The organism is Roseibium aggregatum (assembly GCF_014692675.1).
GTDB classification, from domain to species: Bacteria; Pseudomonadota; Alphaproteobacteria; order Rhizobiales; family Stappiaceae; genus Roseibium; species Roseibium aggregatum_C.
On sequence record NZ_JABFCZ010000024.1, the window covers coordinates 21,292 to 48,203 of the forward strand.

Genomic DNA, 26,912 nt, shown 5'->3' on the forward strand with positions numbered 1-26,912 from the left:
GCGGGACCGACTTGATGGGAGGCTTATTCAGCCGGAGCCGGAGCCTTTGCGGCTTCGTAGCCGGCGTTGCGCTTCGGAGAGGTCCTGTAGTGGGTGGAGTAGATCATCGCGCCGACGAAGGTCAGACCACCGACAAGGTTGCCGATGACGGTCGGAATCTCGTTGTAGAGGAAGTAGTCGCCCCAGGTGAAATTACCGCCCAGAATGATGCCCGACGGGAACAGGAACATGTTCACGATCGAGTGCTCGAAGCCCAGATAGAAGAAGACCAGGATCGGCATCCACATGGCAATGACCTTGCCGGAAACGGAGGTCGACATCATCGCTGCGACAACACCGGTCGAAACCATCCAGTTGCACATCACCGCGCGGATGAAGAGCGTCAGCATGCCGGCTGCACCGGCTGCGGCATAGCCGAGCGTCCGCGCTTCACCGATATGCCCGATCTTCTGGCCGACGGCATTCGGCTCCTGGCTGAAGCCCATGGTGAAGATGATCGCCATGAAGACGGCGGTGGTCAGCGCTCCGGCGAAGTTGCCGATAAAGACCAGACCCCAGTTACGAAGGACACCCTTCCAGTCGCAGCCCGGCCGTTTGGCGAAAACCGCGAGCGGAGCCAGGGTGAAGACCCCGGTCAGGAGATCGAAGCCGAGCAGGTAAAGCGTGCAAAAGCCGACCGGAAACAGAACCGATGCGACCAGGAAGTTCCCGGTATTGACGGCGATGGTCACGGAGAATGCGGCGGCAAGCGCCAGGATCGCGCCCGCCATGTAGGCTCGGATCAGCGTGTCCTTGGTGGACATGAAAATCTTCGACTCGCCGGCGTCGATCATCTTTGTGGCGAATTCCTGTGGAGTTACATATGACATGTGTTAGCCCCTTGACTGGATAGGTTGTGGCCGTTTTCGGCTTATGCTGCCCCTTTGGGCGTTTCCTCCCCGAGCAGTTCGAATGCGTTCGAACTGCTCTAACTTTTTAAAAACGATCAACTTTTGGACATTCAATCGCATTGGATGTCCGTTGATCTAAACCCCGATCCCGGTCAGCCTGCGAGCGCGAGAAAAACCGTCTCGCCCTCCAGCTTCACCGGAAATGCCCGTGTTTCACCTTCATCGGCGCCCTGCGCCTCACCCGTTTCCAGGCTGATCACCCAGTTGTGCAGCGGACAGGTGACGCAGCCGCCGTGGACGATCCCCTGCGACAGCGGCCCGTTCCTGTGCGGACACTTGTCTTCGAGCGCGAACACGCGGTCATCGGCGGTGCGGAAAATGGCAACGGTCATGTCGCCGTTTTTCACGCACCGCGCCCCCTGGCGCGGGATGTCCTTGATCGAGCCGATGGCGACCCAGCTAGCCGTCATTGCGTTCATTCTGCTGCCTCCGGAAGAAGCGTCGCCATGGGATTGAACTCGTGCTTGTCCTTGCCGGACACGCGTTCAGACCACGGATCGACCTGTGCAAATTTCTGGGAAAAGACGAAGCGGTCGTAATAGGCCTGACGCTTGTCCGCATCGTCCATGATCTGGCGGCGGACCTCGTCGTAGCCGATGCGCTTCGCCCACTTGTAGATCCGCTCAAGATAATGGCCCTGCTCCCGGTACATCTGGATCAGGGCGGTGATGTATTCGACCGCCTCGTCCTCGGTCTTCACCAGCCCGAGAACCTCCGTCCCCTTGATGTCGAGACCGGCGGCTCCCGCAAAATGGATCTCGTAGCCGCTGTCGACACAGACCACGCCGACGTCCTTGCAGGTGGCCTCAGCGCAGTTGCGCGGGCAACCGGAAACGGCGAGCTTGACCTTTGCGGGCGTCCAGGATCCCCAGAGGAATTTCTCCAGCCGGACACCGAGACCAGTGGAATCCTGCGTTCCGAACCGGCACCAGTCGGAGCCCACACAGGTCTTCACCGTGCGCAATCCCTTGGCATAGGCATGTCCCGACACGAAACCGGCCTTGCCGAGATCGGCCCAGACGCCGGGCAGGTCTTCCTTTTTGATGCCCAGCATGTCGATGCGCTGGCCGCCGGTGCATTTCACCGAAGGGATATTGTACTTGTCGACCACATCGGCAATGGCCCGCAGCTCAGTGGAGGAGGTCATGCCACCCCACATGCGCGGCACGACGGAATAGGTGCCGTCCTTCTGGATGTTTGCGTGGACGCGTTCGTTGATGAACCGGGACTGGTAGTCGTCGGCATATTCGTCCGGCCAGTCGGCGACGAGATAATAATTGAGCGCCGGACGGCACTTGGCGCAGCCGCCGGACGATTTCCATTCCAGGGCCTGCATGACGTCGGGAATGGTCTTCAGTTCCTTGGCCTTGATCAGACGCCGGACCTCGTTGTGCCCCAGGGGCGTGCAGCCGCACATGGGGCTGATGGCGGCCGGGTTATAGGCATCCCCGAGCGTTGCCAGCATCAGGTTTTCGACGAGCCCGGTGCAGGTGCCGCAGGAGGCGGAGGCCTTTGTATGCGCGCGTACGTCGTCGAGCGTTTTCAGACCCTTTTCCTGGATCGCGCCGACAATCTTGCCCTTGCATACGCCGTTACAGCCGCAAATCTCCGCATCATCCGGCAAGGCTGCAACGGCCGCCGTAGGGTCCAGGGGTTCGCCCCCCTGATAGGCCTGACCGAAGATGAGCGTATCGCGCATCTCGGAGACATCTGTCCCCTTCTTCTTCAGGTCGTTGAACCAGGCCCCGTCCGCGGTCTCGCCGTAGAGAACCGTTCCGATGATCTTGTTGTCCTGCAGGACGAGACGCTTGTAGACACCGGCAGCCGCATCCCGCAGAACGATTTCCTCGCGGTCCTCGCCCTCGCCGAAGTCACCGAGAGAGAAGAGGTCAATGCCGGTCACCTTGAGCTTGGTCGGTGTATCGGCATGAACGAAGGATGCGCTGCCCTCACCCGCCAGATGGTTCGCGGCGACCCGCGCCATCTCGTAGAGCGGTGCGACCAGGCCGTAGACCTGACCGCCGACCTCCGCGCATTCGCCCAGCGAGTAGATGTCCGGATCGCTGGTCTGCATACCGTCACCGACGACAATGCCCCGGTTCACCTCCAGACCGGCCTCCTTGGCAAGCCAGGCGTTGGGCCGGATACCGGCCGCCATCACGACGAGCGTGGCCGGAATAATCGTGCCGTCCTCGAGCTCGACACCCTCGACCCTGGTATCGCCGAGGATCGCCCTGGTGTTGGCCTTGGTGATCACCTTGATGCCGCGGGCCTCGAGCGCCTTTTCCAGCAGGTGGCCGGCAGCCGGATCGAGCTGCCGTTCCATCAGGCTCGGCATCAGGTGCAGAACGGTGACGTCCATTCCGCGGGCCTGCAGGCCGGCAGCCGCTTCGAGCCCCAGCAGTCCGCCGCCGATGACCACCGCCTTTTCCCGGCTTTGGGCGGCCAGCAGCATGGCGTTGACATCGTCCAGGTCGCGATAGCTTAGGACACCCTGAAGATCCTTGCCCGGCACCGGGATGATGAAGGGTACGGACCCGGTCGCGATCACCAGCTTGTCGTAGGAGGCGACTTCACCGTGATCGGAGGTGACGGTCTTGGCGTCCCGGCCGATCTCTACGATCTTGTGACCCTTGTAGAGCATGATGCCGTGCTCGATGTACCAGCCGTCGCCGTGAATGACGATTTCCTCGTAGGATTTCTCGCCGGAAAGCACGGGAGACAGCATGATCCGGTCGTAATTGACCCGGGGCTCCGCATTGAAAATGGTGATGTCGTAGGCCTCGGGCGCCGCTTCGATGAGATGTTCGAGCATCCGTCCCGGAGCCATACCGTTACCGATGATGACAAGTTTCTGTTTGGTCATTTCCGTTAATCTGCTGCTGAGACTGCGTCCGGATAGGCCGCTTCGATCATGACAGTTGAGAGAGCGCCGTAGGCGGTGATCCAGGCCTGTTTGGTCTCTTCGGTGAAGGCGTCTCCGAGCCCCTTCTCCAGGGTCCAGATCAGGGCTTCGCCGACGGGCCGGTAGTCTTCGGCCCTGACGCCGTAATCGACATGGCGAACAGCCAGCTCGCGCGCGACCGGCAGAATGGCGTCAAGGTTCTTCAGGCCGTTTACCACCACGCCAAGCGTGGTCATCAGCTTGCGGCCCTGCTTGAAAAGGTCGCCTTTGAAGAGCGGCTTCAGTTCGGGCGAAGTCTCGAACAGGCGGCCGTAAAAAATTGCTGCAGCGTCTTCGGCAATCGGCGCGACCCTGGAAAACGAGGACTGAACAAGCTGGATCTGATCTGGCGTCATGACATCGTCTCCGTTTGGCTATTCGGCTGCCTCGACCGCGGCCTTTTGCCGGGCCTGGCGTGCAGCGCGTTTTTGCTGGATGGACTGGAGTTGCTCGGAACTGGGATTGGCCCCGCCCTCATAGGCTTCGAGGAAATCGAGCAGTTCCTCGCGGTAGGCGTAGTAGTCCGGATGGGCGAGCAGCGCCTTGCGCGAGCGCGGACGCGGCAGGTCGACTTCCATGATGTTGCCGATCTTCGCGTTCGGGCCGTTGGACATCATCACCACCCGGTCCGCGAGCAGGATCGCCTCGTCCACGTCATGGGTGACGCAGACAGCCGTCACCTGGGTGCGCGTCCACACGTCCATCAGGACGTCCTGCAGCTCCCAGCGGGTCAGGCTGTCGAGCATGCCGAACGGCTCGTCGAGCAGGAGAAGTTTCGGCGACAGGGCGAAAGCCCGGGCAATGCCGACTCGCTGCTTCATGCCGTTGGACATGTCCGCTGCCGGTTTGTGAATGGCGTCGGCCAGCCCGACCTTCGACAGGTAATATTCGATGACGTCGTTCTTTTCGGACTTCGACGCATCGGGATAGACCTTATCGACGCCGAGCTCGACATTCTCGTAAGCCGTCAGCCACGGCATCAAGGACGGCGCCTGGAAGACGACGGCGCGATCCGGGCCGGCCTGGGTGACGTGCGTGCCGTCAAGCACGATCGCGCCTTTCGTGATCGGGTTGAGCCCGGCCACCATCGAAAGGACCGTCGACTTGCCACAGCCGGAATGGCCGATCAGGGTAACGAACTCACCCTTCTTCATTTTCAGGTCGAAACCGTCGACGACCGTGAGCGGCCCCTTCGGTGTCGGATAGACCTTCTTCAACTGGCTGAAGTCCAGATAACGATCCTCGATCGGGGACTGGGCCGCACGCTCGTAGGCATCCGGCAGCCTGTCGTCCTTTTTCGGCAGCCTCTGCGTGATCGGCACGATGTTCGGCAGAACGATATCGCGGTCCAGGTCGGCGCCGCGCTCGGCCCCAACCTCCATCAGATACGCGGTCACCTCCGCCCTGAGCCGGATGAAATCGTCATCGTGATTGAGTTCGCCCCGGTCGCGCGGCCGGGCAAACGGAACCTTGAATTCCGGGCCCAGGGTCGCCTTCGTTCCCGGCTTCAGCGGGATGATCCGGTCGGCGAGCAGAATTGCTTCGTCCACGTCGTTGGTGATCAGGAAGATGGTTTTCTTTTCCTGCTCGCAGATGGCGGCGAATTCGTCCTGCAGCTTCGCGCGCGTTAGCGCATCGAGTGCCGACAACGGCTCATCAAGCAGGAGAAGATCCGGTTGCATGGCCAGCGCCCGGGCCACCGCCACCCGCTGGCGCATGCCACCGGACAGTTCCGCCGGCTTGCGGTCCATGGCATGGGCCAGACCGACCATATCAATGTACTTGTCGGCGATTGCCTTGCGCTCGGACTTCGGTTTTTTCTTGAAGACCGCATCGACCGCCAGACCGACGTTGCCGGCGACCGTCAGCCACGGCATCAGCGAATAGGACTGGAAGACGACGCCGCGCTCAGGGCTCGGGCCGTCGATTTCCTTACCCTTGAAAACGACACCGCCCGTGTCCGGCTCGATCAGACCGGCCAGAAGGGAGATCAGCGTCGTCTTGCCCGTGCCGGAGAAGCCGACAATGGCAATGAACTCGCCGTCTTCCACTTTCAGGTTGATATCGTCCAGGACATCGGTGCGGTTTGCACCTTCACCGTAAGACTTGGAGATATTGGAGATTTCGAGAAACGCCATCTGCCTCTCCCTACCGGTTCGCCGAGAAAGTGAAGGCGCGCTGCAGGGCGAACATCAGCCGGTCGAGCGCAAAGCCGATGATGCCGATGGTAAAGACGGCGACCATGATCTTGGCGAGCGACTGGGAGGACCCGTTCTGGAACTCGTCCCAGACGAATTTTCCAAGGCCCGGGTTCTGGGCAAGCATCTCGGCCGCGATCAGCACCATCCAGCCCACACCGAGCGACAGACGCAGACCGGTGAAGATCAGCGGCAGCGACGACGGCAGGACCAGCTTGGTGACGGTTTTCATTGTCGGCAGTTGCAGAACCCGGCCGACGTTCATCAGATCCTTGTCGACCGAAGACACGCCGAGCGCCGTGTTGATCAGGGTCGGCCACATGGAACACAGGGTCACAGTGACGGCCGAAATCAGCAGGGACTTGGACAGCCATTCGACCGGATCGACATAGAGCGCAGACACGATCATGGTCACGATCGGCAGCCAGGCCAGCGGCGATACCGGCTTGAAGATCTGGATCAGCGGGTTGATCGCACCGTTGAAGCTTCGCGACAGGCCCGAAGCGATCCCCAGCGGAACGGCAATGATCGTCGCGATCAGGAAGCCGAGGCCGACCGTTTCCAGCGACGTGCCGATCTGGTCGATATAGGTCGGCTTGCCCGTATAGCTGCGCCACTTGACCCGATCGGTCTTGCCTGCTGCTTCCAGTTTGGCGTTGCGTTCTTCCTGACGCTCGTAAAAGGCGGCCGCTTTCTCGCGTTCCCGGACGTGGTCCTTCCACAAATTGACGGTTTGGGCCCAGACCTGGGAAGGCCCAGGCACCGCGCAGAGCGAGGTCTGGATCTGCGGCGCCAGGACGCCCCAGAGAACCAGAAAGGCGGCGATGCCGATCAGCGGGATCAGCAGCACGCGCTTCAACTCATGCATCTGTTCCCTTGGATTGTCGCCGGCGGCGATTTTCAGGATCGGGACGAGCCAGGAAAACCCAAGTGCGTCCAGCCAGCCCGAGGCCCTGTTGATCCACATGAAGATACGCTCGCGGCGTTCCGTGCGGGCAACCTCCCGGGTGGAAGCTGTATCGGCATTGGCCATGGTGGTGGTCCTTTGTCTTGAAACCAAATCCGGTGTCGGGAGGGGCGGCAGACTGTGAGGATTGCCCGCCGCCCCTGCTGCCGGCGGCCTTAGCCGCCGACCACCTGGTTGCCGTCGACCACCTGCTCGCCCTTCAGGCCGATCGGCAGGCTGTCGATGTAGGCGTTGGGCGTGCGGCCGTCGTAGGGAATGCCGTCGATGATATCGACTGCGGGGGTCGGTTCGCGGTAGCCATCGGATTCCCAGGGAAAGTCCGCTTCGTCGACGAGACCTTCATCGACCAGCATTTTTGCGGCCTGCAGATAGATATCCGGGCGATAGACGGACTTGGCGACTTCGTCGTACCAGCTATCCGGCTTGTATTCGGCAATCTGGCCCCAGCGACGCATCTGGGTCAGGTACCAGACCGCGTCCGAATAGTAGGGATAGGTCGCGAAGTAGCGGTAGAAGACATTGAAGTCCGGAACGTCGCGCTTGTCGCCCTTCTCGTATTCGAAGGTCCCGGTCATCGAGTTGGCGATGACTTCCTTGTCCGCACCGACATATTGGGACCGCGACAGAATCTCGACGGCTTCCATCCGATTGGCGTTGTCGTTTTCATCCAGCCACTTGGCCGCGCGGATCAGCGCCTTGGTAATGGCCAGCGTGGTGTTCGGATATTTCTCGGTGAACTCCTTGGTCAGGCCGAAGACCTTTTCCGGATTGTTCTTCCAGATCTCGTAGTCGGTCACGACCGGAACGCCGATGCCCTTGAAAACGGCCTGCTGGTTCCACGGCTCCCCGACGCAATAGCCGTAGATCGTGCCGGCTTCGAGTGTGGCCGGCATCTGCGGCGGCGGCGTCACGGACAGCAATGCATCCGCCTTGATCTGACCGGAGATATCGGTCTTGGAATAAAAGCCGGGATTGATGTCGCCGGATGCGAGCCAGTAGCGCAACTCGTAATTATGGGTAGAGACCGGGAACACCATGCCCATGTTGAAGGGCTTGCCTTCCGACTTGAACTTGTCGACCACCGGCTTCAGGGCCGATGCCTTGATGGGATGCACAGGCTTGCCGTCCGCGCCCGTTTCCAGGTGCGGCTTCATCATCTCGAAGACCTCGTTGGAAACGGTGATGCCGTTGCCGTTGAGATCCATGGAAAACGGCGTGACGATATGGGCCTTGGTGCCGAAACCGATGGTGGCGGCCAGCGGCTGGCCGGCCAGCATATGCGCCCCGTCCAGCTCGCCGGTGATCACCCGGTCGAGCAGGACTTTCCAGTTCGCCTGCGGTTCCAGGGTCACATAAAGCCCCTCGTCCTCGAAGTAGCCCTTCTCGTAGGCAATGGCGAGCGGGGCCATGTCGGTCAGCTTGATGAAGCCGAACTTCAGTTCGTCCTTTTCCACGTCGAGCATGTCGGCGTAGGCGACACCCGACACCCCGGTCAGGCTCGCTGCGACCAGCACACCCAGTGCGGCGCGGCGGGTCATCGTCAATGTCTGCTGTTTCCTGGTCACTTGCTGATCCCTCTGTCTGGCAAGCACCCTTCTCAGGGCCGTTTCGAAAAACAAAAAAAGCCGCCGACGGACCAACATGCGGGAGGTGCATGGTTCGGTCTCATCGGCGGCTTTGCCTGAACGTCCTGCGTCGGACGTAACTCTCTGGAAGGCCATCTTTGGCTCGCCACCTACCATGCAGGGAGCGTGCCAGTTTCACTCATCGATTAATTACCCATATATTTCCGTTACTTATCAAAGTTGCGAATTTGCGGAATTATCCGCCACTGCTCGAAAAATCAGCGCAGCGCGCAATCACAATGATGAAAATTTGCGCAGCGCACAATAAATCTACACAGGCGTCGGGCGGGCCCGAATGGGGAAGGACGCGATGTAATTCGCAAGATCCGCAGGATCGTATTCGACGCCGTCAAAGAGTGGTTTCGGGGCCTGCGATAGATCATTCCCGGCTGCCCCTGTACCAAGAGCCTCCCGGAAGAGACGATCATCGAAAGTCCTCACAACTTTCTCCGCGTCCTGTTGTGAATAGGCAGCCTGCCCCCACCGAACCATCTGCGAATAGAACCACAGACCATCGGCGCCTGTCGGACACAGGGCATCCGGACCGGCAAATGACAGGAACCCAGGTACTTCCAGCATCAGTCCGGTCTCCAGTTGGAGTTTGCCGGTCAAGGCCGGGACGCAGGTCGCAGGCGCGCAATCGAGATAATCAGGCGCGGCGAGCAAATGCGCCAGGTCTTCCGCATTATCCCAATCCGCACACCAGTCGGCTGCCTTTACCAGGGCCCGGATCAAGGCCTGAAGAGTCTCCGCATTGTGATCGGCCCAGCTTTGGGTCACCCCGAGTACCTTTTCCGGACTGGCGGGCCAGATCGCGTCCTTGAACGTCACGATACGTCCGAGCCTGTTTTGAACCGAGATCGTGTTCCAGGGTTCGCCGACGCAATAGCCGTCAATCCGACCCGCCAGAAGTGCATCCGGCATCAGCGGCGGCGGCAAAACGGTGATTTCCACATCCCGGTCCGGATCGATGCCGGCGGCCGCAAGCCAGTAACGCAATTCATACGCATGGCCGGAAAACGGGTGAACAACGGCAAATCTCAAAGGGTCGCCGCTCTTGTTACGCCGGGACCCGATTGTTTTGGGAAGCGCCTGCCCGGTAGACCCCGGATCGCCCCTGGTATCGGCTCCATGGGCCTTCATCTCTTCCCATATCGGCAGTGAAACCGTGATCGCATTCCCGCCGAGCCCGAGGGTCATCGGCGCCAGCATGGGAACCGCCAGCGATGTCAGTTTCAGGGTTGCCGCAATCGGCATGGGCGCCAGCATGTGGGCGACGTCGAAATGGCCGATGGATATCCGGTCCCTGATGTTGGCCCAGGAGGTTTCGCGCACAAGCTTCAGGTCAATGCCTTCTTCTTCGGCAAATCCGAACCGGGCGGCAGCCACCAGCAAGGCGCTGTCCAACAAGGGAATAAAGCCGGCAATCACCGTCTTTGCGGAGGGACGGGTCATGACCCCCTCTCCTTTCCTGCCAGACGTCTTCCACCCTTGTTTCTTCTTCTGGTCACAACGGCCTACCCTTCGAGCAATCCGCTCGCAATTATCAGACTTTGGGCCACATCGATGATCTTGCGGCTCTGGTTCATGGCAGTGCGGCGCAGGAGGTCATAGGCCTCGGGTTCCGATATGCCCCTGGATTTCATGAGAATGCCCTTCGCCCGATCGATCGTCTTGCGGTCGGCCAGTTCGCTCTTTGCTTCTTCCAGTTCGTTCGCCAGCCGGGAAAAGGCCCGGAAGCGGCTGATCGCCATGTCGAGAATCGGCTTGACCCGTTCTTTCTTGAGGCCATCGACCACATAGGCCGACACGCCGGCGTCGACCGCCGCCTCGATGGAGCCGCTCTCGGACTTGTCGACAAACATGGCAATCGGGCGCCTTACGGCGCGGGAAATCTGGAAAATATGCTCAAGCTGGTCCCGGTTCGGGTTTTCCAGATCGATGACGATCACATCCGGATCGATATCTGTGATCTGGCGCACGAGACCATCCATCTGGTCGATCAGAATGACCCGATCATGCCCGGCATCGCGCAACCCCTGTTCGATAATGGAGGCGCGGATCCGGTTATCGTCGATAACGAGGATGGAAAGCGAAGTGCTCATGCCCGCATTATGCGCAGGATTAATTTTTGTGCAATGCAGTATTTGGGCGCATCAACCGTCAATACGGTCCGGGGTCCATATTCCGTTAATCGCCGCCGCCCACAGCCTTCGGAGAAGCGCCCCATATCGAGGAAAACCAGCCCTCACCCGAGGTCAAGAAGCGGCAACCGGCCTCCTCGCAATAAGCGATGGCCGACCCGAAGCAGATAACACCCCAAACCGCAGTGCGGTACGTATTGACTGCATGGCAATACATGTGTATCAAATTTCAATACATGGAAACGCATGCGAACGATGCGATTGGGAGGATACAAAATGACAATCACGATCCGGGGTATCGACTTTCAGGAAAACACGAACAACGACATGGGGCTGGAGTTCTACAATCTCAGCCACCGCTACGGTTTCCAGTGCCCGAACTGGCCCTATTTCCGTGATGTTCAGATCGAGCGCATGCACTACATGGCAAAGTCCGGCGTGCTGTCGCAGACGATCACCACGACAATGCACGTGACTACCCATATCGACGCGCCGGCCCACGTGGTGCAGGGCACTCCGTTCATCGACGAAGTCCCCCTGCCGCATTTCTTCGGTTCCGGCCTGGTCGTATCGATCCCGAAAAAGAAATGGGAACAGATCACCGCGGACGACCTGGAAAAGGCCTGCGGCCATGCCATCCGCAAGAACGATGTCCTGATCATCAACACCGGCTGGCACAAGGTCTACGAAGACGGCGACTACTTCCCCTATTGCCCGGGCCTCGTGCCGTCGGCCGCCGACTGGATGGTTGAAAAGGGCATCAAGGTCGTCGGCCACGACACCCAGGCGAACGACCACCCGCTGGCGACCGCAATCGGCCCGCACCGCAACGGCCCGCTGCTGCCCCATCTGGCGGAAGAATACAAGGAATGGTCCGGAGGCATTGCCTGGGACGAAGCCTTCCCGGAATGGGAGCCCGTCCACAACACGCTCTTCTCCAACGGCATTCTCGGCATCGAGAACGTCGGCGGCGATCTCGACGCCGTGACCGGCAAGCGCTGCACCTTTGCCTTCTTCCCGTGGAACTGGGACCGCGGCGACGGCTGTATCATCCGGCTGGTCGCCATGATCGACAAGGGTCAGAACTACCGCATCGAGGCCGGAGAATCCTTCTAGGCCCGTATTGATGGCCGCTGCTCCGGCGGCGGCCATGCATGCAGCATTTGGGAGGATCAGGCATGCACGTCAAACGTTTTCAGGATGCACAGCCCTATGACGCACCAAACCACTGGGATGTGGTCGGCCTGCGCCTGCAGGGCTTCGAGGAAGGCGGCCCGACCAATCAATGGGTCGGCCTCAGCCAGTTTCTGCCCGGCGGCGGCGCCGGACCGGACTCCACCCCCTTCGAAAAGATCTATGTCGTTCTCGAAGGCGAGATGACCGTCATCATCGACGGCAAGGAGACCGTCCTGGGCAAATACGACAGTTGCACCATCGCGCCGGGAGAGGTTCGCAAGATCGAGAACCGCTCCAATCTCGTGTGCACCATGCTCGTCGTCATCCCCTATCCGCCAAAGGCCTGACCCATGACCGATACCTGGAAAAACCCGTTGTCCATGTTCGAGGTCGCCGGCAAGGTTGCGCTGATCACCGGCGCGTCCGGCGCCTTCGGCATGGTCGCAGCCAGAACGCTCGCCGGCGCCGGCTGCAAGATCGCGCTCGCCGCCGGCAATGCGGACGCCCTCAAGGCGATTGCAGACGAATGCAAGGACCTTGGCGCGGACGTTCTGGAACTCAATTCACGGCCCGATACCGAGGATGCCTGCAAGGCAATGGTCGACGAGGCCGTCAAGGCCTTCGGACGGCTGGACATCCTGGTCGTGGCTTCGGGAATGAACAAGGTCGCCAAGATCGACGAAATGCCTGTCGAAACCTTTACCGGGGTCATGGATGCCAATGTCACCCAGTCCTGGATGCTGGCGCGTGCGGCGACCGCACAAATGAAGGCCCAGGGCGAAGGCGGCAAGATCGTTCTGGTCTCCTCCGCGCGCGGACTTTTGGGGCATCCGGCAGGCTATACCGCCTACTGCGCCTCGAAAGCCGCCGTGGACGGGATCACCAAGGCGCTGGGCTGCGAACTCGGTCCGACCGGCATCACCGTCAACGCGATCGCTCCGACGGTATTCCGTTCGCCCCTGACTGCGTGGATGTTCGAGGATACCGATGAGGCGAAAACGGTCCGCAACGGCTTCCTGACCCGGGTCCCGAAAGGACGTCTGGGCGAACCGGAGGATCTTGCAGGCCCCCTGCTCTTCCTCTCCTCGAAGGCCTCGGACTTCTATACCGGCCACATCCTTTACGCCGACGGCGGCTACACGGCCGGATGACACGATGGCGGACCTGAACAAAATCACTGTCCTCGGCGCGGGCCTCATGGGCCACGGCATTGCCCTGACCTTTGCCCGCGCCGGCCACGACGTCCGGGTCTACGACCCGTTCGCCGAAAGCCTTGCCACCTTGCATGATCGTGTCCGGGCAAGTCTGGAAGCGCTCGGCTGCGGCGCGGATGAGACCGATGCCGCGCTTGCACACGTCAGGGCGGTTCCCGACCTCGCAGACAGCGTCGGCGATGCGGACGTGGTCTTTGAGGCAGCGCCGGAAAAACCGGACCTGAAACGTCAGTTGTTCAGGGAAGTCGAACAGGCAGCGCCCGAAACCTGCCTGTTCGCCTCCAACACCTCCGTCATCCCGATCACGACCATCATGCAGGATCTGGAAGACAAGACGCGCGCTGTCGGAACCCATTGGTGGAACCCGCCGCACATGATCCCGCTGGTGGAAGTGATCCGGACTAAATGGACCTCCGGCGAGGCCTTTCAGGCAATCTACGATCTGCTTGCGACCGTCGGCAAGACGCCGGTCAAGGTGGAAAAGGACGTTCCGGGCTTCATCGGCAACCGGCTCCAGCACGCCCTGTGGCGCGAAGCGGTCAACCTCGTCGAAAAAGGCATTTGCTCGGCGGAAGCTGTCGACACCGTCGTCAAGTCGAGCTTCGGCCGCCGCCTTGCCGTCCTCGGGCCGCTGGAAAATGCGGACCTGGTCGGCACGGACCTGACCCTTGATATTCACGAGAACGTTCTCTTCGACCTCGACGATCGGGGCGAACCGTCTCCCTACCTGCGCAAGCTGGTGCATGACGGAAAACTGGGCATGAAATCCGGCGAAGGATTTCGCCGATGGAAGCCGGAAGAAGCGGATCAGATCCGCCGCCGGGTCGCTGTGCATCTGAGGAGGCTTGAGACGATTATCGACGACTAGCGGTCCTTCAGGGACCAGCGCATCTTCTGGGAGGAAAAACGATGACGCTGTTCGATAGCAAGAACCAGATTTCACGCAGGAAGCTTCTGGCAGGCGCCGCCGTCGGCCTTGCCGCCCCGGCGATCCTGTACCGGACCCGCGCCTACGCGGCCAATCCGGTCATCAAGGTCGGCCACGTCAGCCCCAAGACCGGCCCGCTCGCGGGCTTCGGTGAGGCGGACGAATATGTGATCGCGCAGATCCAGAGGCTCTTCAATGCCGGCCTGCAGAACAACGGCAAGACCTATACGATCGAAATCATCACCAAGGACTCGCAATCCAATCCGAACCGGGCTGCGGAAGTGGCGGCCGAGCTGATCCTCGGCGAAGAGGTGGACATTCTCGTCGGCGACTCCACACCGGACACCACCAACCCGGTGGCCGACCAGGCGGAAGTCAACGAAGTTCCCTGCATCACCACCAACTGCCCGTGGCAGCCCTATTTCTTCGGCCGCAACGGCGATCCGGCCAAGGGCTTCGAATATACCTATCACTTCTTCTGGGGTCTGGAGGACGTGATCGCCGCCTTCCTCGACCTGTGGGGTTCGAGCGGCGCTGACAAGAAGATCGCCGGCCTGTTCCCGAACGACGCCGACGGCAATGCCTGGGGCGATCCGAAACTCGGCCTGCCGCCCGCACTTGCCAAGGCCGGTTATACGCTGACCGACCCGGGCCGCTACCAGCCCCTGTCGGACGATTTCACCTCGCAGATTTCGGCCTTCAAGGAAGCCGGCTGCGAAATCGTCACCGGCAACATGATCCCGCCGGACTTCGCAAACTTCTGGTCCCAAGCGGCGCAACAGGGCTTCAAGCCTAAGGTGGTCACCATCGGCAAGGCGCTGCTGTTCCCGTCGGTGATTGAATCTCTCGGCGACCGTGGTGATGGCCTGAGCTCGGAAATCTGGTGGACACCGAACCACCCGTTCCCGTCCTCGCTCACCGGCGAAAGCTCCGCGGATCTCGCCAACGGCTACATGGAAGCGACCAACCGCCCCTGGACCCAGCCGATCGGCTTCAAGCATGCGCTGTTCGAAGTCACGGCCGACGTCATCCGCCGCACGGCGGACCTGGACGACCCGCAGTCGATCCTGGAAGCCATCCGCACGACCGACCTGACCACCGTTGTCGGGCCGGTAAACTGGGCCGTCGGACCGGTCAAGAACGTCACCAAGACGCCGCTTGTCGCCGGCCAGTGGCAGAAACAGGGCGACAAGTTCGAACTGGTGGTCACGGCCAACAAGCATGCGCCGGAAATCCCGACCACCGGCGAATTCAAGCTGCTGTCGTAATAACACCGCTTGCCGGGCGGACAGACCGACTGTCCGTCCGGCTCTATCCGATGCACAGGGTTTCCGATCTTGCCACTCCTTGAACTGCAGAACGTGACCAAGGCTTTCGGCGCCGTCGTCGTGGCCGATGAGCTGAGCTACAGCCTTGCAGAGGGCGAAGCGCTTGGCGTCATCGGCCCGAACGGTGCCGGCAAGACATCCATGTTCAACCTGATCACCGGCACCTTCGCCCCGAACAGCGGTTCGCTCCATTTCTGCGGCAAGCCGATCACGACTCTGTCCGCGGCAGACCGCTGCAGGGCCGGCATCGCCCGGTCATTCCAGATCCCGCAACCGTTTTCCGGCATGACCGTGTTTGAAAACCTGATGGTGGCGGCCACCCATGGCGCACGCGACAGTATTTCGAAGGCCAACCGGCATTGCCTCGAGGTATTGGAGAAAACCGGCCTGATAGACCGCGCCAATGCGCCGGCGGGCAGCCTGACCCTGCTTGGTCGCAAACGTCTGGAACTGGCCCGCGCCCTGTGTGCCCGGCCGAAACTGCTGCTGCTCGATGAAATCGCCGGCGGGTTGACCGAGCATGAATGCCGGGAACTGGTCGACACGATCAACGATGTCCGCAAGGAAGGCGTTTCCATCATCTGGATCGAACACATCGTCCATGCGCTTCTGTCCGTGGTCGACCGGCTGATCGTGATCGATTTCGGCCGAAAGATCGCCGACGGCGATCCCGCAGAAACAATGGCGCTTCAGGAAGTCCGAGAGATCTACATGGGGGTAGATGCGGATGGCTGACCCGTTTCTGACCGTGAATGACCTGACCGCCTACTACGGCGACTTCCAGGCGCTTTTCGGCATTACCCTTCATGTCGATGCCGGCGAGGTCGTGGCGGTGATCGGCGCCAACGGCGCCGGAAAATCGACCTTGATGCGATCCATCACCGGACTTCTGTCCAATGGCCCGGACATGGTTTGCTGGAAAGGCCGGAATATCGGCCACCTGCGCGCGGACCAGATCGCCCAACTGGGCATTGCCATGGTGCCTGAGGGCCGCCAATTGTTTCCATCCCTATCGGTCGAAGAAAACCTGATCATCGGCGGCCAGGCCGGACGGAAAGGACCGTGGAACCTTGAGGAGATCTTCAAGCTTTTCCCGATCCTGGAAGAACGGAGGAAGGTCCCGTCGACCGCGCTGTCGGGAGGCCAGCAGCAGATGGTTGCCATCGGCCGGGCCCTGATGTCCAACCCGGACATCCTGCTGTTCGACGAGATCAGCCTCGGACTGGCGCCGATCATCGTCAAATCGATCTACGAGATCCTGCCTTCCATCATCGGCGGCGGTACCAGCGCGATCATCGTCGAACAGGACATCGCCAAGGCGCTGTCTGTTTCCGACCGGATCTACTGCCTGCAGGAAGGCCGTATCGCCCTGGAGGGCCCGGCCGCCACCGTCACCCGCGAAGCCATCAGCGCCGCCTATTTCGGGATCTGAGAGAAGCCATGGACTGGATCAACTCAATCGTTCAAGGCGTGCTGCTCGGCGGGCTCTATGCGCTTTTCGCCGCCGGCCTGTCGCTGATTTTCGGCGTGATGCGCCTCGTCAACATCGCCCACGGCGATTTCATCGTGTTGGCCGCCTATCTGGGCCTGACCGTCGCCACCACCGTCGGCCTGCATCCGCTCGTTGCCTTGGTCATCGTGGTCCCGGTCATGGGTCTCATCGGCTATGTCCTGCAACGCGGGGTGCTCAACCACACCCTGGGCGACGACATCCTGCCGCCGCTGCTGGTCACCTTCGGCCTCTCTGTCATCCTGCAGAACGGGCTGCTGGAGATTTACAGCGCCGATCCACAGAAGATGAACGCGGGCGCGCTGGAGACCGCCAGCATGAACCTTGGCGGCAATCTGAATATCGGCTGGCTGCCTCTGCTGATGTTCGCCGTATCGGTCGCGACCATTGCCGGGTTGCAGTGGCTGTTCTACCGCTCCGCGCTCGGCCGCGCCTTTCGCGCCACGTCGGACAATCAGGACATCGCCCAGCTCATGGGGCTCAACAAGGCCCATGTCTTCGGCCTTGCCATGGCGCTGTCACTGGCCGTCGTCGGCATAGCGGGCCTGTTCCTCGGCATCCGCACCAGTTTCGACCCTTCCGCCGGTCCCGGACGGCTCATCTTCGGCTTCGAAGCGGTGATCATCGGCGGGCTCGGCAATCTGTGGGGTACGCTTGCCGGCGGTATCATTCTCGGCATCAGCCAGAATATCGGCGCCCAACTCAATCCGGGCTGGCAGCTTCTGGCCGGCCATCTGGCCTTTCTCCTGGTGCTGGCGTTCCGTCCGCGCGGCCTGTTTCCAAGGATCGACGGATGAGCGCTGCGACCTACACCATTTCCCGATCGACACCGGTCAGCCGGGCGGCGGCAGTCGCAGGCCTCATCCTTTGCCTGTTCCTGGCAGCCGCGCCCTGGTGGGCAGGCCGTGCGGACCTCCGGCTCATGAGCGAGATTTTCCTTTATCTTTCGCTCGCAAGTCTCTGGAACCTCCTGGCCGGATACGCAGGGCTCGTCTCGGTCGGTCAGCAGGCCTTCGTCGGTTTCGGCGGATACATGCTGTTCGCTTTCACCATGTTCCTGGGCGTATCTCCGCTTCTGGCCATTCCGATTGCCGGTGTTCTTGGGGCGGTCGTCGCCCTACCCGTCGCCATCCTGATTTTCCGCCTGCGCGGCGCCTATTTCGCCATCGGAACCTGGGTCATCGCCGAGGTTTTCCGGCTGGTCTTCGCGCAGGTGAGCGATCTCGGCGGCGGGTCGGGCACCAGCCTGCCGATCGACGTGGTCAAGTCCATCGCCGCCAGCCGCTCGGCCCGGGAATCAACCAGCTACTGGCTGGCACTGGGCATTGCCGTCCTGGTTATCGCGGTGGCGTTCCTGTTCCTGCGCTCGCGCCAGGGCCTGGCGCTGACGGCGATCCGGGACAATGAACTGGCCGCCAAGAGCCTCGGCATCGATATCTGGAAGACGAAGCTGGTCGTCTATATCGTGACCGCCGCCCTGACAGCCGCGACCGGGGCACTGATCTTCCTGCAGAAGCTGCGGATTTCCCCGGACGCGGCCTTTTCAGTCAACGACTGGACCGCCTTCGTGATCTTCATCGTGGTGATCGGCGGGATCGGCACCCTGGAAGGGCCGATCATCGGAACCATTATCTTTTTCGCCCTGCGCGAAACCCTTGCCGACCTTGGCACGATCTATCTCCTGGTGCTCGGACTTGTGGCAATCGTCGTCATGTTGCGAGCTCCGAAAGGCCTCTGGGGCATGCTCCGGGCCAAGGTCGGCATTGAATTTTTCCCGCTGGCACGGCGGGTGGTGAAACCCTCAGAAACCCAGGACGGCCGACATGGCAAATAAGCGTCAAAAGACCATCATCACATGCGCAGTCACCGGAGCGATCCACACGCCGACCATGTCGGACGCCCTGCCCTACACCTATGACGACATCGCGCAGCAGGCGGTCGCCGCGGCGGAGGCCGGTGCATCGATCCTGCATCTGCATGCCCGCAACAACGAAACCGGCGCGCCGTCCGTCGACCCGGAGGACTTCAAGCCTTTCCTCGGCCGGATCAAGCAGGCGACCGACGCGGTGGTAAACATCTCCACCGGCGGCTCCCTGACCTTGTCCATTCAGGACCGCATCAGGCCGGCCGCCACCTTCAGCGCGGAAATGTGCTCCATGAACATGGGGTCGATGAACTTCTCGTTTCATCCGCTCGCCAAGCGTTACGACTCATGGAAGTTCGATTGGGAAAAGGACTACGTCGCCAATTCCGACGGCAACATCTTCCGCAATACGTTCAGGGACATCGAGGAAGCTGCAACAACGCTTGCGCCGCACGGCATCAAGTTCGAGCACGAGTGCTACGACGTGGGCCACCTCTACAATCTAAAGTTCTGCATGGATATCGGCCTTTTCAAGGCGCCGATCTTCATCCAGTTCGTCATGGGAATTCTGGGCGGGATCGGCGCCGATATCGACAACCTGCTGTTCATGAAACAGACAGCCGACAAGCTCTTCGGCGACGATTACCGCTGGTCGATTCTGGCCGCGGGCTCGGCCCAGATCCCCATGGCCACGACCGCCAGCCAGATGGGCGGCAATGTCCGCGTCGGACTGGAGGACAGCCTCTTCATCAGCCGCGGCAAGCTCGCCGAAAGCAACGCCCAGCAGGTTGCCAAGATCCGCGGCATTGTCGAGGAGCTGGGCTGTGAGATCGCCACACCTGATGAAGCCCGCGAGATCCTCGACCTGAAAGGTGCGGATCGAACCGCCTTCTAGCCCTCCACCGCCCGCCATCAAGAACATTTGGCAAAGCGGGCGGGCATGCTAAGGAGATCGGCGCAAGAACGATAAAGAAGCGATGACGATGGCTGGCAAGACAAAAGAAACTGAAGATTCCAGATCCGGCGTGCAGGTGATTGCGCGTGCGGTCGCAATCATGCGCAGCCTGAGAAACGAGAACGACGGTCTCAGCCTCGGTCAGATTGCAGAACGGGTCGGTCTCCCGCGCTCGACCGTTCAGCGGATCGTCGGCGCCTTGCAGGCAGAACATCTGGTGATCGCCGCCAGCCCGGGCCGCGGGATCCGCCTCGGTCCCGAAATCACGTCACTGGCGGAATCCGCACGCATCGACATGGGCGAGATCCTGCGCCCCTATCTGGTGGAACTTGCCAAGGCCACCGGCGAAACGGTGGATCTCGCCGTGCTGCGCGGAAAACGGCTGATCTTTATCGACCAGATCCCCGGGACCCATCGTCTGCGCACGGTGTCCTTCGTCGGCGAAAGTTTCCCGCTCTTCGATACGGCCAACGGCAAGGCATGCCTCGCTCTTATGGACGAGGGCCGGATCATGAAACTCATGGCGAGCGAAGCGCCGGACGTTGCCGAGGACCCGAAAAAACTGGAGGCCTTCCTTGCCGAGATCGATGATATCCGCAGCAACCGGATTGCCTTCGATCGCGATCAGCATACGGACGGCATCTCCGCGGTCGGCGCAGCCTTCGGCGATCGCCAGGGCGAAATCTACGCAGTGTCGATCCCGACCCCAAGTTCCCGTTTCAATCTGACCGAAACCAAGCTGGTGGCCCAATTGCTGAAAACCCTCGACCAGCTTGCAAGGCTGGAAGTGATCGGAAGAACCTGATTTTCCAAGGTCGTTTCTGAAGTATCGGGCCTTCATTTCCCGGCTCACGACATGCGTTTTATCGAACGCGTGAACGGAGGCGTGCATGTCATCTTTCCCGGATGAAACCACGGAAAAAGCTCGTGTTTTTCCGCATAATTCCAGCAAAACAAATTGACAATTCAAAACGTTCTACGATACGGTACACGTGTATCGCAAATCAGGTTGAGAACAAAAATAATCGAACCTGACAAACGGCACTGTGGGAGGAAAAACATGAAACATGCCTTTATCTGCAAAGTGGGGATTGCGCTCGCTGTCGGCGTCGCCTCGATCGCATCCGCATCTGCAGAAACCCTGAAAGTATCGACCTTTCTGCCGCCGAAACATGCCTTCAACCGCATGCTGACCCAATGGGGGGAAGAGCTTGCGGAAAAGTCCGGCGGAGAGCTCACCATCAACCTGTTTCCCGCCGGTCAGCTTGGCCCGGCTCCGCGCCAGTATGATCTGGCCGCCTCGGGCGCTGCCGACATCTCCGTCGTGCTGCATGCCGCCACGCCGGGCCGGTTTCCCATGACCGGGCTTGCGGCCATGCCCCTTTCCTATCCTTCGGAAGGGTCGAACAGCGCGGTTTCATCCAAACGGCTCACCGAACTCGCGCCGGAATACCTGGCTGCGGAACATCCGGGCACAAAGATCCTCTGGATGGCGGTCACCCCGCCGTTGAAGATCAATCTCGCAGACAAGAAGCCGGCTACGCTCGATGACCTCAAGGGTCTGCGCATCCGCTATGCCGGCAAGGTCTTCCAGCAGATGATCGAAAGCCTCGGCGCTTCCCCCATGCCGGTTCCCCCCGGCGAAGTCTCCGAAGCCATGGCGAAGGGTGTCATCGACGGCGCGACCTTCCCGTTCGAAGCCGTCATGGCGTTCGATCTCGGCCAGGTGGTGAAATATTCACTTGAACCGGGAATGGCATCGGCAACTTTCGCCGTGGTCATGAATGAAAACTCCTTCAACGCGTTGCCTGAGAAGTTCCAGAAGCTCATCATGGAAACGACCGGGCCTGCCCGCGCCGCGGCTTTCGGCGCCATGTGGGACGAAGGTGAAGCCAAGGGCCGCCAGTATGCGGTTGATCACGGCATCGACATCGTCACTCTCGACGACGGTCAGGTGAAGAAACTGACCGAAATCGTGACACCCATGATCGATGCTTCGATCAATGCTGTCGATGAATCCGGCAAGCCCGGACGCGCATTCTACGACGCCTACACGAAATAGGCTCAGCGCACGGGAAGCCGGTTTCCGGCTTCCCCTTTTCTTTGGGCAACAGGTAATGTGGATGCAATGTCCGGATTGAATCGTCTTTCGGCTGCGATACTGCGTGCGCTGCTCGCAATAGCCATGACCGCCCTGTTCCTCATGATTCTGGTCATCGTGGCGGACGTGGCCATGCGGTTTGCCATCAACAAGCCGCTGACCGGGGCCTATGACGGCGTCGAGATCCTGCTTGTCATCAGTGTCTTCTACGGCCTTCCGGCCGTGATCGCCGGGCGGCATGAAATCATCATCGACCTGATCGATCATTTTGTTCCGCCCGGGTTCGTCGAATTTCTCCGGCGATTTTCGAGCCTTCTCTCCGCCCTGATCCTCGGCTTCATGTTCCTGTCGATGATCGACCCGGCACGACAGGCCTATCTCTACGGCGACCTGAAACTGGAACTGAACCTGCCGGTCTGGATTGTCTGGGTCATCGCGCTCGGCGGCATGGCAGGCGGTGTTCTCGCCTCCATCCTGAACCTGTTCGGCGGACTTTCCGGAAGTCCCGCCTACCCGGCGGACAAGGGGGCATCGGAATGAGCGCATCGATTGTCGGACTGCTGTTCATCGCGATCATGTTCGTCCTCCTGTTCCTGCGCACCCCGGTCTGGCTGGCGCTCGCCATCTGTGGCATTGCCGGGAATACGGCCCTGTCGAACGTCCAGGTCGCCCAGTTCATGGCCGGATCGACCACATTCGACATGGCCTCCAAATACGGGTTATCGGTCGTGCCGCTGTTCGTCCTGATGGGGGAAATCGCAACCTCGTCGCGGCTTTCGTCGGAACTGTTTTCCGCGGCGCGGGTGATCATGTCCGGATTGCGCGGCGGGCTATCGGTCGCAACGATCTGCGCCTCCGGGGCCTTCGGCGCCATTTGCGGCTCGTCGGTGGCGACCGCGGCAACCATGACCCGGATCGCCATGCCGGAAATGCGCAAGGCAGGCTATGCAGATGCGTTTTCCGCCGGCTCCGTGGCCGCCGGCGGCACGCTCGGCATTCTGATCCCACCGTCGATCATTCTGATCATCTATGGGGCGATTGCCGAACAGTCGATCCCGAAACTCTTCGCCGCCTCCATGATCCCCGGCATTGTGCTGCTGATCCTTTATGCGGCGATCGCCCTGTTCGTCGCCCACCGGGTCTCCGGCCAGGTTCCAACCGCCGATCAGGTGTCCTTCGGCGAACGGCTGAAGGCGCTGCTTGAACCCTGGCAGTTCTATCTGCTGTTCATCATCACCATCGGCGGCATCTACAGCGGCATTTTTAGCCCGAACGAAGCCGCCGGTGTCGGCACCTTCGCCGCCATCGTCATCAGTTTCCTCAGCCGCCGCCTCACCGTGGAAAACCTGATCCGGGCCCTGCGCACCACGACCATCACCAGTGCCGTGCTGTTCATGATCATCATCGGCGCGTCGATGTTCGCCAATTTCGTGGTCCAGACCCGGTTGCCGAACCTTCTGATCGAAACCGCCCAGGCAGTCGGGCTCGGTCCGCTGATGATCATGACCCTGATCATCATCCTCTACATCATCCTGGGCTGCTTCCTGGAAGGGATCGGCATGGTCCTGATCACCGTGCCTGTGTTCCTGCCGATCGTCACCAGCTACGGCTACGACCCGGTCTGGTTCGGCGTGCTGGTCGTGATCGTCGTCGAGCTCGGCCTGATCACGCCGCCGGTCGGCATGAACCTGTTCATTATCCAGGCCCAGGCGCCCGAAGTCAGCCTCAAGGCCCTTTATTCCGGCATCGGCCCCTTTCTGATCGCGCCGGTCTTCCTCATCCTGCTGTTGTTCCTGCTGCCGGGGCTGGCGCTCTGGCTGCCCGCAGCCCTTTACTGACCGAGGCACCCCATGGCCGACACACAAGTCCTGATCTTCGACCCGGATGCGCAGTGGTACTGCGAGACGCTTGCACAACAGTGTCCGGGATATGCATTCCTGCCTGCGGTCACCGTCGAAGACGCGCTGAAGGTGGCCGCGGATGCGGAAATCCTGTGCGGACTGGCGCCCTTCATTCCGGTCGACATGATCCGCGCCATGCCGAAGCTCAAATGGATCCAGGCGCTGACCACCGGCGTCGACCATCTGCTCCACATGCCGGAGCTCGCTTCCGACGTGGTCATTACCAACACAAGGGGCATGCACGGTCCGCAGATGTCGGAACTTGCGGTCCTGCTGATGATGTCCCTCGCCCGCCAGTTTCCGGCGATGCTCGCCAACCAGAAAACGTCTGCCTGGAAGCAGTGGCCGCAGCCGCTCCTGCAGGACAAGACCGTCTGCATCGTCGGCCTCGGCGTGATCGCCGAAGCGCTGGCGGCCCGCTGCAATCCATTCGGCATGCGCGTTACCGGCGTTTCCGACGGACGGTCTGAAGTCGAGGGCTTCGCCCGCATTTTCAAACGCAGCCAGATCAAGGAGGCCGCTGCCGAAGCGGACTTCGTCGTCGTCATCGTGCCCTACGGTCCCGAGACCCATCACATCGTCAATGCCGATGTTCTCAAGGCCATGAAGCAGAGCGCCTATCTGATCAACATCGCCCGCGGCGGCTGCGTCGACCAGGATGCCGTCGTCGAGGCCCTGAAAAACGGAGAGATCGCAGGTGCCGGGCTCGACGTTTTCAACACGGAACCCCTGCGGGAGACGAGCCCGCTCTGGTCCGCACCGAACCTGATCATCACCCCGCATATTGGCGGCATGTCCGACTGCTACGCCCAGCAGGCGCAGCCGATCGTCGCCGAAAACCTGAATGCCTTTGCCAGAGGCGGAGCCACCGCCCTCAAGAATGTCATCGAACGTCCCAGCTAGCAGGAGCTTTTCCCAATGACAGGACCGGTCAACCGTTCCCAGACCTCGACCGCGGAACTCGAACGCCGCTGGGAGGCGGTGCGTTCGGCAATGCGCGCGGAAGGACTGGACGCGCTGGTCATGCAGAACACCAGCGACTGGGTGGGAGGCTATGCCCGGTGGTTCACCGATATCCCCGCGACCAACGGCTATCCGCGCACCGTCGTGTTCTATGCCGTTCAACCGATGACCGTGATCGAAATGGGTTCTTTCGACACAAGCCGCGACCTGGATGGCCGCGACCCGATCCACCGTGGCGTCGGACGGATCGTCAACACGCCGTCCTTCGTCTCCATCGGCTATACCAATTCCTATGACGCGGATCTGCTCGTGGAGGAGCTAAAGCGGAACGGACCGAAAAAGATCGGCCTCCTGACACCGGGCGCCCTGCCCTTCGCGCTCGTCTCCGCACTCAAGAACGAACTCGGCACGGGCGTCGAAATCGTGGACGCAACCGACCTCGTCGACACGATCAAGGCGATCAAGAGCCCGGAGGAAATCGCGCTTATCCGCGAAGTCGCAGACCTGCAGGACAAAGTCTTCGCCGCCGTCTGCGGCTATATCAGGCCCGGCCTCAGGGACATTGATCTCGCCAATTTTGCGCAGGCAGAGGCGCACCGCCTCGGCAGTGATCAGGGCATTTTCCTCGGCACCTCCGCACCCCTCGGTTCAGCCTCGCGCTTCGCTCCGCGTCAATTGCAGGGCCGGACCATCGGGAAAGGCGAACATTTCTCCATGCTGATCGAGGTCAACGGCCCCGGCGGCATGTATGTCGAGATCGCCCGCACCATGGTACTGGGCCAGGCAACCCAGGCCCTGAAGGACGCCTTCGCCACCGTCAAGGAGTCCCAGGACTACAACCTCTCCCTGCTGAAGCCGGGTGTCCCCGCCGCCGAAGTCGCCGCAAAACACGATGACTGGATGGCGGCGCGCGGCCTGCCGGTCGAGCGACGACTCTATGCCCACGGGCAAGGCGTCGACATGGTCGAACGACCGCTAATCCGGCGCGACGAGACCATGACCATTGCCGAAAACATGTGTCTCGCCGTCCACCCCGGTTACGACGACGGTACCGTCTTCGCGGTGATCTGCGACAACTACATGATCGGCCCCGACGGACCGGGCGCCTGCCTGCACAAGACCGAAAAGAAAATCTTCGAAATCGACTAGAGGAAACGTCCCGTGACGAACCCTGTTGCAAAGATCGCGCTGGAAGAACATTTCATGGCGCCCGGTTTTATCGACTATTTCAACAAGACGTCGATCAACATCAGTCCGGAGCTGTTCGGCAAGGCATTGAACGCCCTGCAGGATTTCGGTGAAATCCGGATCGCAAACATGGACAGCATCGGAGTGGAAAAAGCCGTCCTGTCCCTGTCCGGTCCCGGTGTGCAGGCGGAAACGGATACCGCCGTTGCGGTGCGCAAGGCACGTGAATGCAATGATTTCCTCGCCGCCGAAATCGCAAAGAATCCGACCCGATACGGCGGCTTCGCCCATCTCGCCATGCAGGATCCGAAGGCCGCAGCGGACGAACTGGAACGCTCGGTGAAGGAACTCGGGTTCTCCGGCGTGATGATCAACGGCCAGACCAACGGCGCCTATCTGGACGACGACCGGTATTCGGTCTTCTGGGAGCGGGCGGCCGACCTGGATGCACCGGTCTATATTCACCCCTACAATCCGCCGGACGTGCCCTACATGTACCACGGCCATTCGGAACTGTTCGGACCTGTGTGGTCCTGGACGGTGGAGACCGGCAACCATGCCCTGCGTCTGGTCTTCGGCGGTGTCTTCGACCGCTTCCCCAAGGCCAAACTGATCCTGGGCCACATGGGCGAAACCCTGCCCTATCAGCTCTGGCGGTTCGACAGCCGCTGGGAGATCAGCAACCGGGGAAGCAAAAGGCTCGACATGAAGCCCTCGGACTATTTCCACCGCAACATCTGGTGCACCACGGCCGGTGTCTGTTCCGATGAGCCGTTGCGCTGCGCCATCGACGCCATGGGCGCCGAGCGTGTGATGTTCTCAGTCGACTATCCGTTCGAACGGCCGGAGGAAGCCGGCAAGTGGATCGACGCCGCGCCACTGTCTGACGAGGAACGAACGAAAGTCTGCTATCAGAACGCCATGGAACTGCTTCACCTTTGAAGGGAAACGGTCCC

Annotated in this window: 26 protein-coding genes; 17 read left to right on the forward strand and 9 right to left on the reverse strand. The window is 61.0% G+C overall.

Annotated features, from left to right (window positions below):
* Positions 1 to 23: 23 nt before the first annotated feature.
* The 9 genes from HK439_RS20035 to HK439_RS20075 all read right to left on the reverse strand — a co-directional run bounded on the left by HK439_RS20035 (position 24) and on the right by HK439_RS20075 (position 10,789).
* Positions 24 to 869, reverse strand: coding sequence for a formate/nitrite transporter family protein (locus tag HK439_RS20035; protein ID WP_190293255.1), 846 nt, complete (start codon positions 867 to 869; stop codon positions 24 to 26).
* 173 nt (positions 870 to 1,042) lie between these two features.
* Complete coding sequence (nirD, locus tag HK439_RS20040) at positions 1,043 to 1,360, reverse strand: nitrite reductase small subunit NirD (protein ID WP_209011960.1); 318 nt, start codon at positions 1,358 to 1,360, stop codon at positions 1,043 to 1,045.
* 5 nt (positions 1,361 to 1,365) lie between these two features.
* Complete coding sequence (nirB, locus tag HK439_RS20045; protein ID WP_190293257.1) at positions 1,366 to 3,816, reverse strand: nitrite reductase large subunit NirB; 2,451 nt, start codon at positions 3,814 to 3,816, stop codon at positions 1,366 to 1,368.
* 5 nt (positions 3,817 to 3,821) lie between these two features.
* Positions 3,822 to 4,250, reverse strand: coding sequence for a globin family protein (locus tag HK439_RS20050; protein WP_190293258.1), 429 nt, complete (start codon positions 4,248 to 4,250; stop codon positions 3,822 to 3,824).
* 18 nt (positions 4,251 to 4,268) lie between these two features.
* Entirely contained in the window at positions 4,269 to 6,032 is a 1,764-nt protein-coding gene (locus HK439_RS20055; protein ID WP_190293259.1) for an ABC transporter ATP-binding protein, read from the reverse strand.
* Between the two features lie 10 nt (positions 6,033 to 6,042).
* Positions 6,043 to 7,125 (reverse strand): ABC transporter permease, encoded by a 1,083-nt coding sequence (locus tag HK439_RS20060; protein WP_190293260.1) that lies wholly within the window; start codon positions 7,123 to 7,125, stop codon positions 6,043 to 6,045.
* A gap of 89 nt (positions 7,126 to 7,214) precedes the next feature.
* A complete protein-coding gene (locus HK439_RS20065) occupies positions 7,215 to 8,597 on the reverse strand; it encodes a CmpA/NrtA family ABC transporter substrate-binding protein (RefSeq protein WP_190293350.1) in 1,383 nt (460 codons plus the stop codon).
* A gap of 357 nt (positions 8,598 to 8,954) precedes the next feature.
* Complete coding sequence (locus HK439_RS20070; protein ID WP_190293261.1) at positions 8,955 to 10,139, reverse strand: CmpA/NrtA family ABC transporter substrate-binding protein; 1,185 nt, start codon at positions 10,137 to 10,139, stop codon at positions 8,955 to 8,957.
* Positions 10,140 to 10,201: 62 nt separating this feature from the next.
* The gene (locus HK439_RS20075) at positions 10,202 to 10,789 is read right to left on the reverse strand and encodes an ANTAR domain-containing response regulator (RefSeq protein WP_190293262.1); all 588 of its coding nucleotides are present in this window, start codon (positions 10,787 to 10,789) and stop codon (positions 10,202 to 10,204) included.
* A 315-nt stretch (positions 10,790 to 11,104) separates the two neighbouring features.
* Here HK439_RS20075 and HK439_RS20080 point away from each other — a divergent pair, with 315 nt between their 5' ends.
* The 17 genes from HK439_RS20080 to HK439_RS20160 all read left to right on the forward strand — a co-directional run bounded on the left by HK439_RS20080 (position 11,105) and on the right by HK439_RS20160 (position 26,898).
* Positions 11,105 to 11,944, forward strand: coding sequence for a cyclase family protein (locus tag HK439_RS20080; RefSeq protein ID WP_209011951.1), 840 nt, complete (start codon positions 11,105 to 11,107; stop codon positions 11,942 to 11,944).
* Positions 11,945 to 12,006: 62 nt separating this feature from the next.
* Positions 12,007 to 12,351: a cupin domain-containing protein gene (locus HK439_RS20085; protein WP_190293263.1), complete on the forward strand. Its 345-nt coding sequence runs from the start codon at positions 12,007 to 12,009 to the stop codon at positions 12,349 to 12,351.
* A 3-nt stretch (positions 12,352 to 12,354) separates the two neighbouring features.
* Entirely contained in the window at positions 12,355 to 13,155 is an 801-nt protein-coding gene (locus HK439_RS20090) for an SDR family NAD(P)-dependent oxidoreductase (protein WP_190293264.1), read from the forward strand.
* Positions 13,156 to 13,159: 4 nt separating this feature from the next.
* On the forward strand, positions 13,160 to 14,086 hold the full coding sequence (locus HK439_RS20095; RefSeq protein ID WP_190293265.1) for a 3-hydroxyacyl-CoA dehydrogenase family protein: 927 nt from the start codon (positions 13,160 to 13,162) through the stop codon (positions 14,084 to 14,086).
* 41 nt (positions 14,087 to 14,127) lie between these two features.
* On the forward strand, positions 14,128 to 15,414 hold the full coding sequence (locus HK439_RS20100) for an ABC transporter substrate-binding protein (protein ID WP_190293266.1): 1,287 nt from the start codon (positions 14,128 to 14,130) through the stop codon (positions 15,412 to 15,414).
* Positions 15,415 to 15,483: 69 nt separating this feature from the next.
* Positions 15,484 to 16,209 (forward strand): ABC transporter ATP-binding protein, encoded by a 726-nt coding sequence (locus tag HK439_RS20105; RefSeq protein WP_190293267.1) that lies wholly within the window; start codon positions 15,484 to 15,486, stop codon positions 16,207 to 16,209.
* The gene (locus HK439_RS20110) at positions 16,202 to 16,906 is read left to right on the forward strand and encodes an ABC transporter ATP-binding protein (RefSeq protein ID WP_209011952.1); all 705 of its coding nucleotides are present in this window, start codon (positions 16,202 to 16,204) and stop codon (positions 16,904 to 16,906) included. The genes HK439_RS20105 and HK439_RS20110 overlap by 8 nt, the downstream gene beginning before the upstream one ends.
* A gap of 8 nt (positions 16,907 to 16,914) precedes the next feature.
* Positions 16,915 to 17,781 (forward strand): branched-chain amino acid ABC transporter permease, encoded by an 867-nt coding sequence (locus tag HK439_RS20115; protein ID WP_190293269.1) that lies wholly within the window; start codon positions 16,915 to 16,917, stop codon positions 17,779 to 17,781.
* A complete protein-coding gene (locus HK439_RS20120) occupies positions 17,778 to 18,818 on the forward strand; it encodes a branched-chain amino acid ABC transporter permease (protein WP_190293270.1) in 1,041 nt (346 codons plus the stop codon). The genes HK439_RS20115 and HK439_RS20120 overlap by 4 nt, the downstream gene beginning before the upstream one ends.
* Positions 18,808 to 19,743, forward strand: coding sequence for a 3-keto-5-aminohexanoate cleavage protein (locus HK439_RS20125; protein WP_190293271.1), 936 nt, complete (start codon positions 18,808 to 18,810; stop codon positions 19,741 to 19,743). The genes HK439_RS20120 and HK439_RS20125 overlap by 11 nt, the downstream gene beginning before the upstream one ends.
* Before the next feature lie 88 nt (positions 19,744 to 19,831).
* The gene (locus HK439_RS20130) at positions 19,832 to 20,608 is read left to right on the forward strand and encodes an IclR family transcriptional regulator (RefSeq protein WP_190293272.1); all 777 of its coding nucleotides are present in this window, start codon (positions 19,832 to 19,834) and stop codon (positions 20,606 to 20,608) included.
* Positions 20,609 to 20,863: 255 nt separating this feature from the next.
* Positions 20,864 to 21,865 carry a TRAP transporter substrate-binding protein gene (locus HK439_RS20135; RefSeq protein ID WP_190293273.1) on the forward strand — a complete coding sequence of 334 codons (1,002 nt, stop codon included), beginning with the start codon at positions 20,864 to 20,866 and terminating at the stop codon, positions 21,863 to 21,865.
* Positions 21,866 to 21,931: 66 nt separating this feature from the next.
* On the forward strand, positions 21,932 to 22,444 hold the full coding sequence (locus tag HK439_RS20140; RefSeq protein ID WP_190293274.1) for a TRAP transporter small permease: 513 nt from the start codon (positions 21,932 to 21,934) through the stop codon (positions 22,442 to 22,444).
* Entirely contained in the window at positions 22,441 to 23,742 is a 1,302-nt protein-coding gene (locus HK439_RS20145) for a TRAP transporter large permease (RefSeq protein ID WP_190293275.1), read from the forward strand. Before HK439_RS20140 ends, HK439_RS20145 begins: the two co-directional genes overlap by 4 nt.
* Positions 23,743 to 23,754: 12 nt before the next feature.
* The gene (locus tag HK439_RS20150; RefSeq protein WP_190293276.1) at positions 23,755 to 24,708 is read left to right on the forward strand and encodes a D-2-hydroxyacid dehydrogenase; all 954 of its coding nucleotides are present in this window, start codon (positions 23,755 to 23,757) and stop codon (positions 24,706 to 24,708) included.
* Positions 24,709 to 24,723: 15 nt separating this feature from the next.
* The gene (locus tag HK439_RS20155; protein ID WP_190293277.1) at positions 24,724 to 25,917 is read left to right on the forward strand and encodes a M24 family metallopeptidase; all 1,194 of its coding nucleotides are present in this window, start codon (positions 24,724 to 24,726) and stop codon (positions 25,915 to 25,917) included.
* A 12-nt stretch (positions 25,918 to 25,929) separates the two neighbouring features.
* On the forward strand, positions 25,930 to 26,898 hold the full coding sequence (locus tag HK439_RS20160; RefSeq protein ID WP_328804205.1) for an amidohydrolase family protein: 969 nt from the start codon (positions 25,930 to 25,932) through the stop codon (positions 26,896 to 26,898).
* The last annotated feature ends 14 nt before the right edge of the window (positions 26,899 to 26,912 follow it).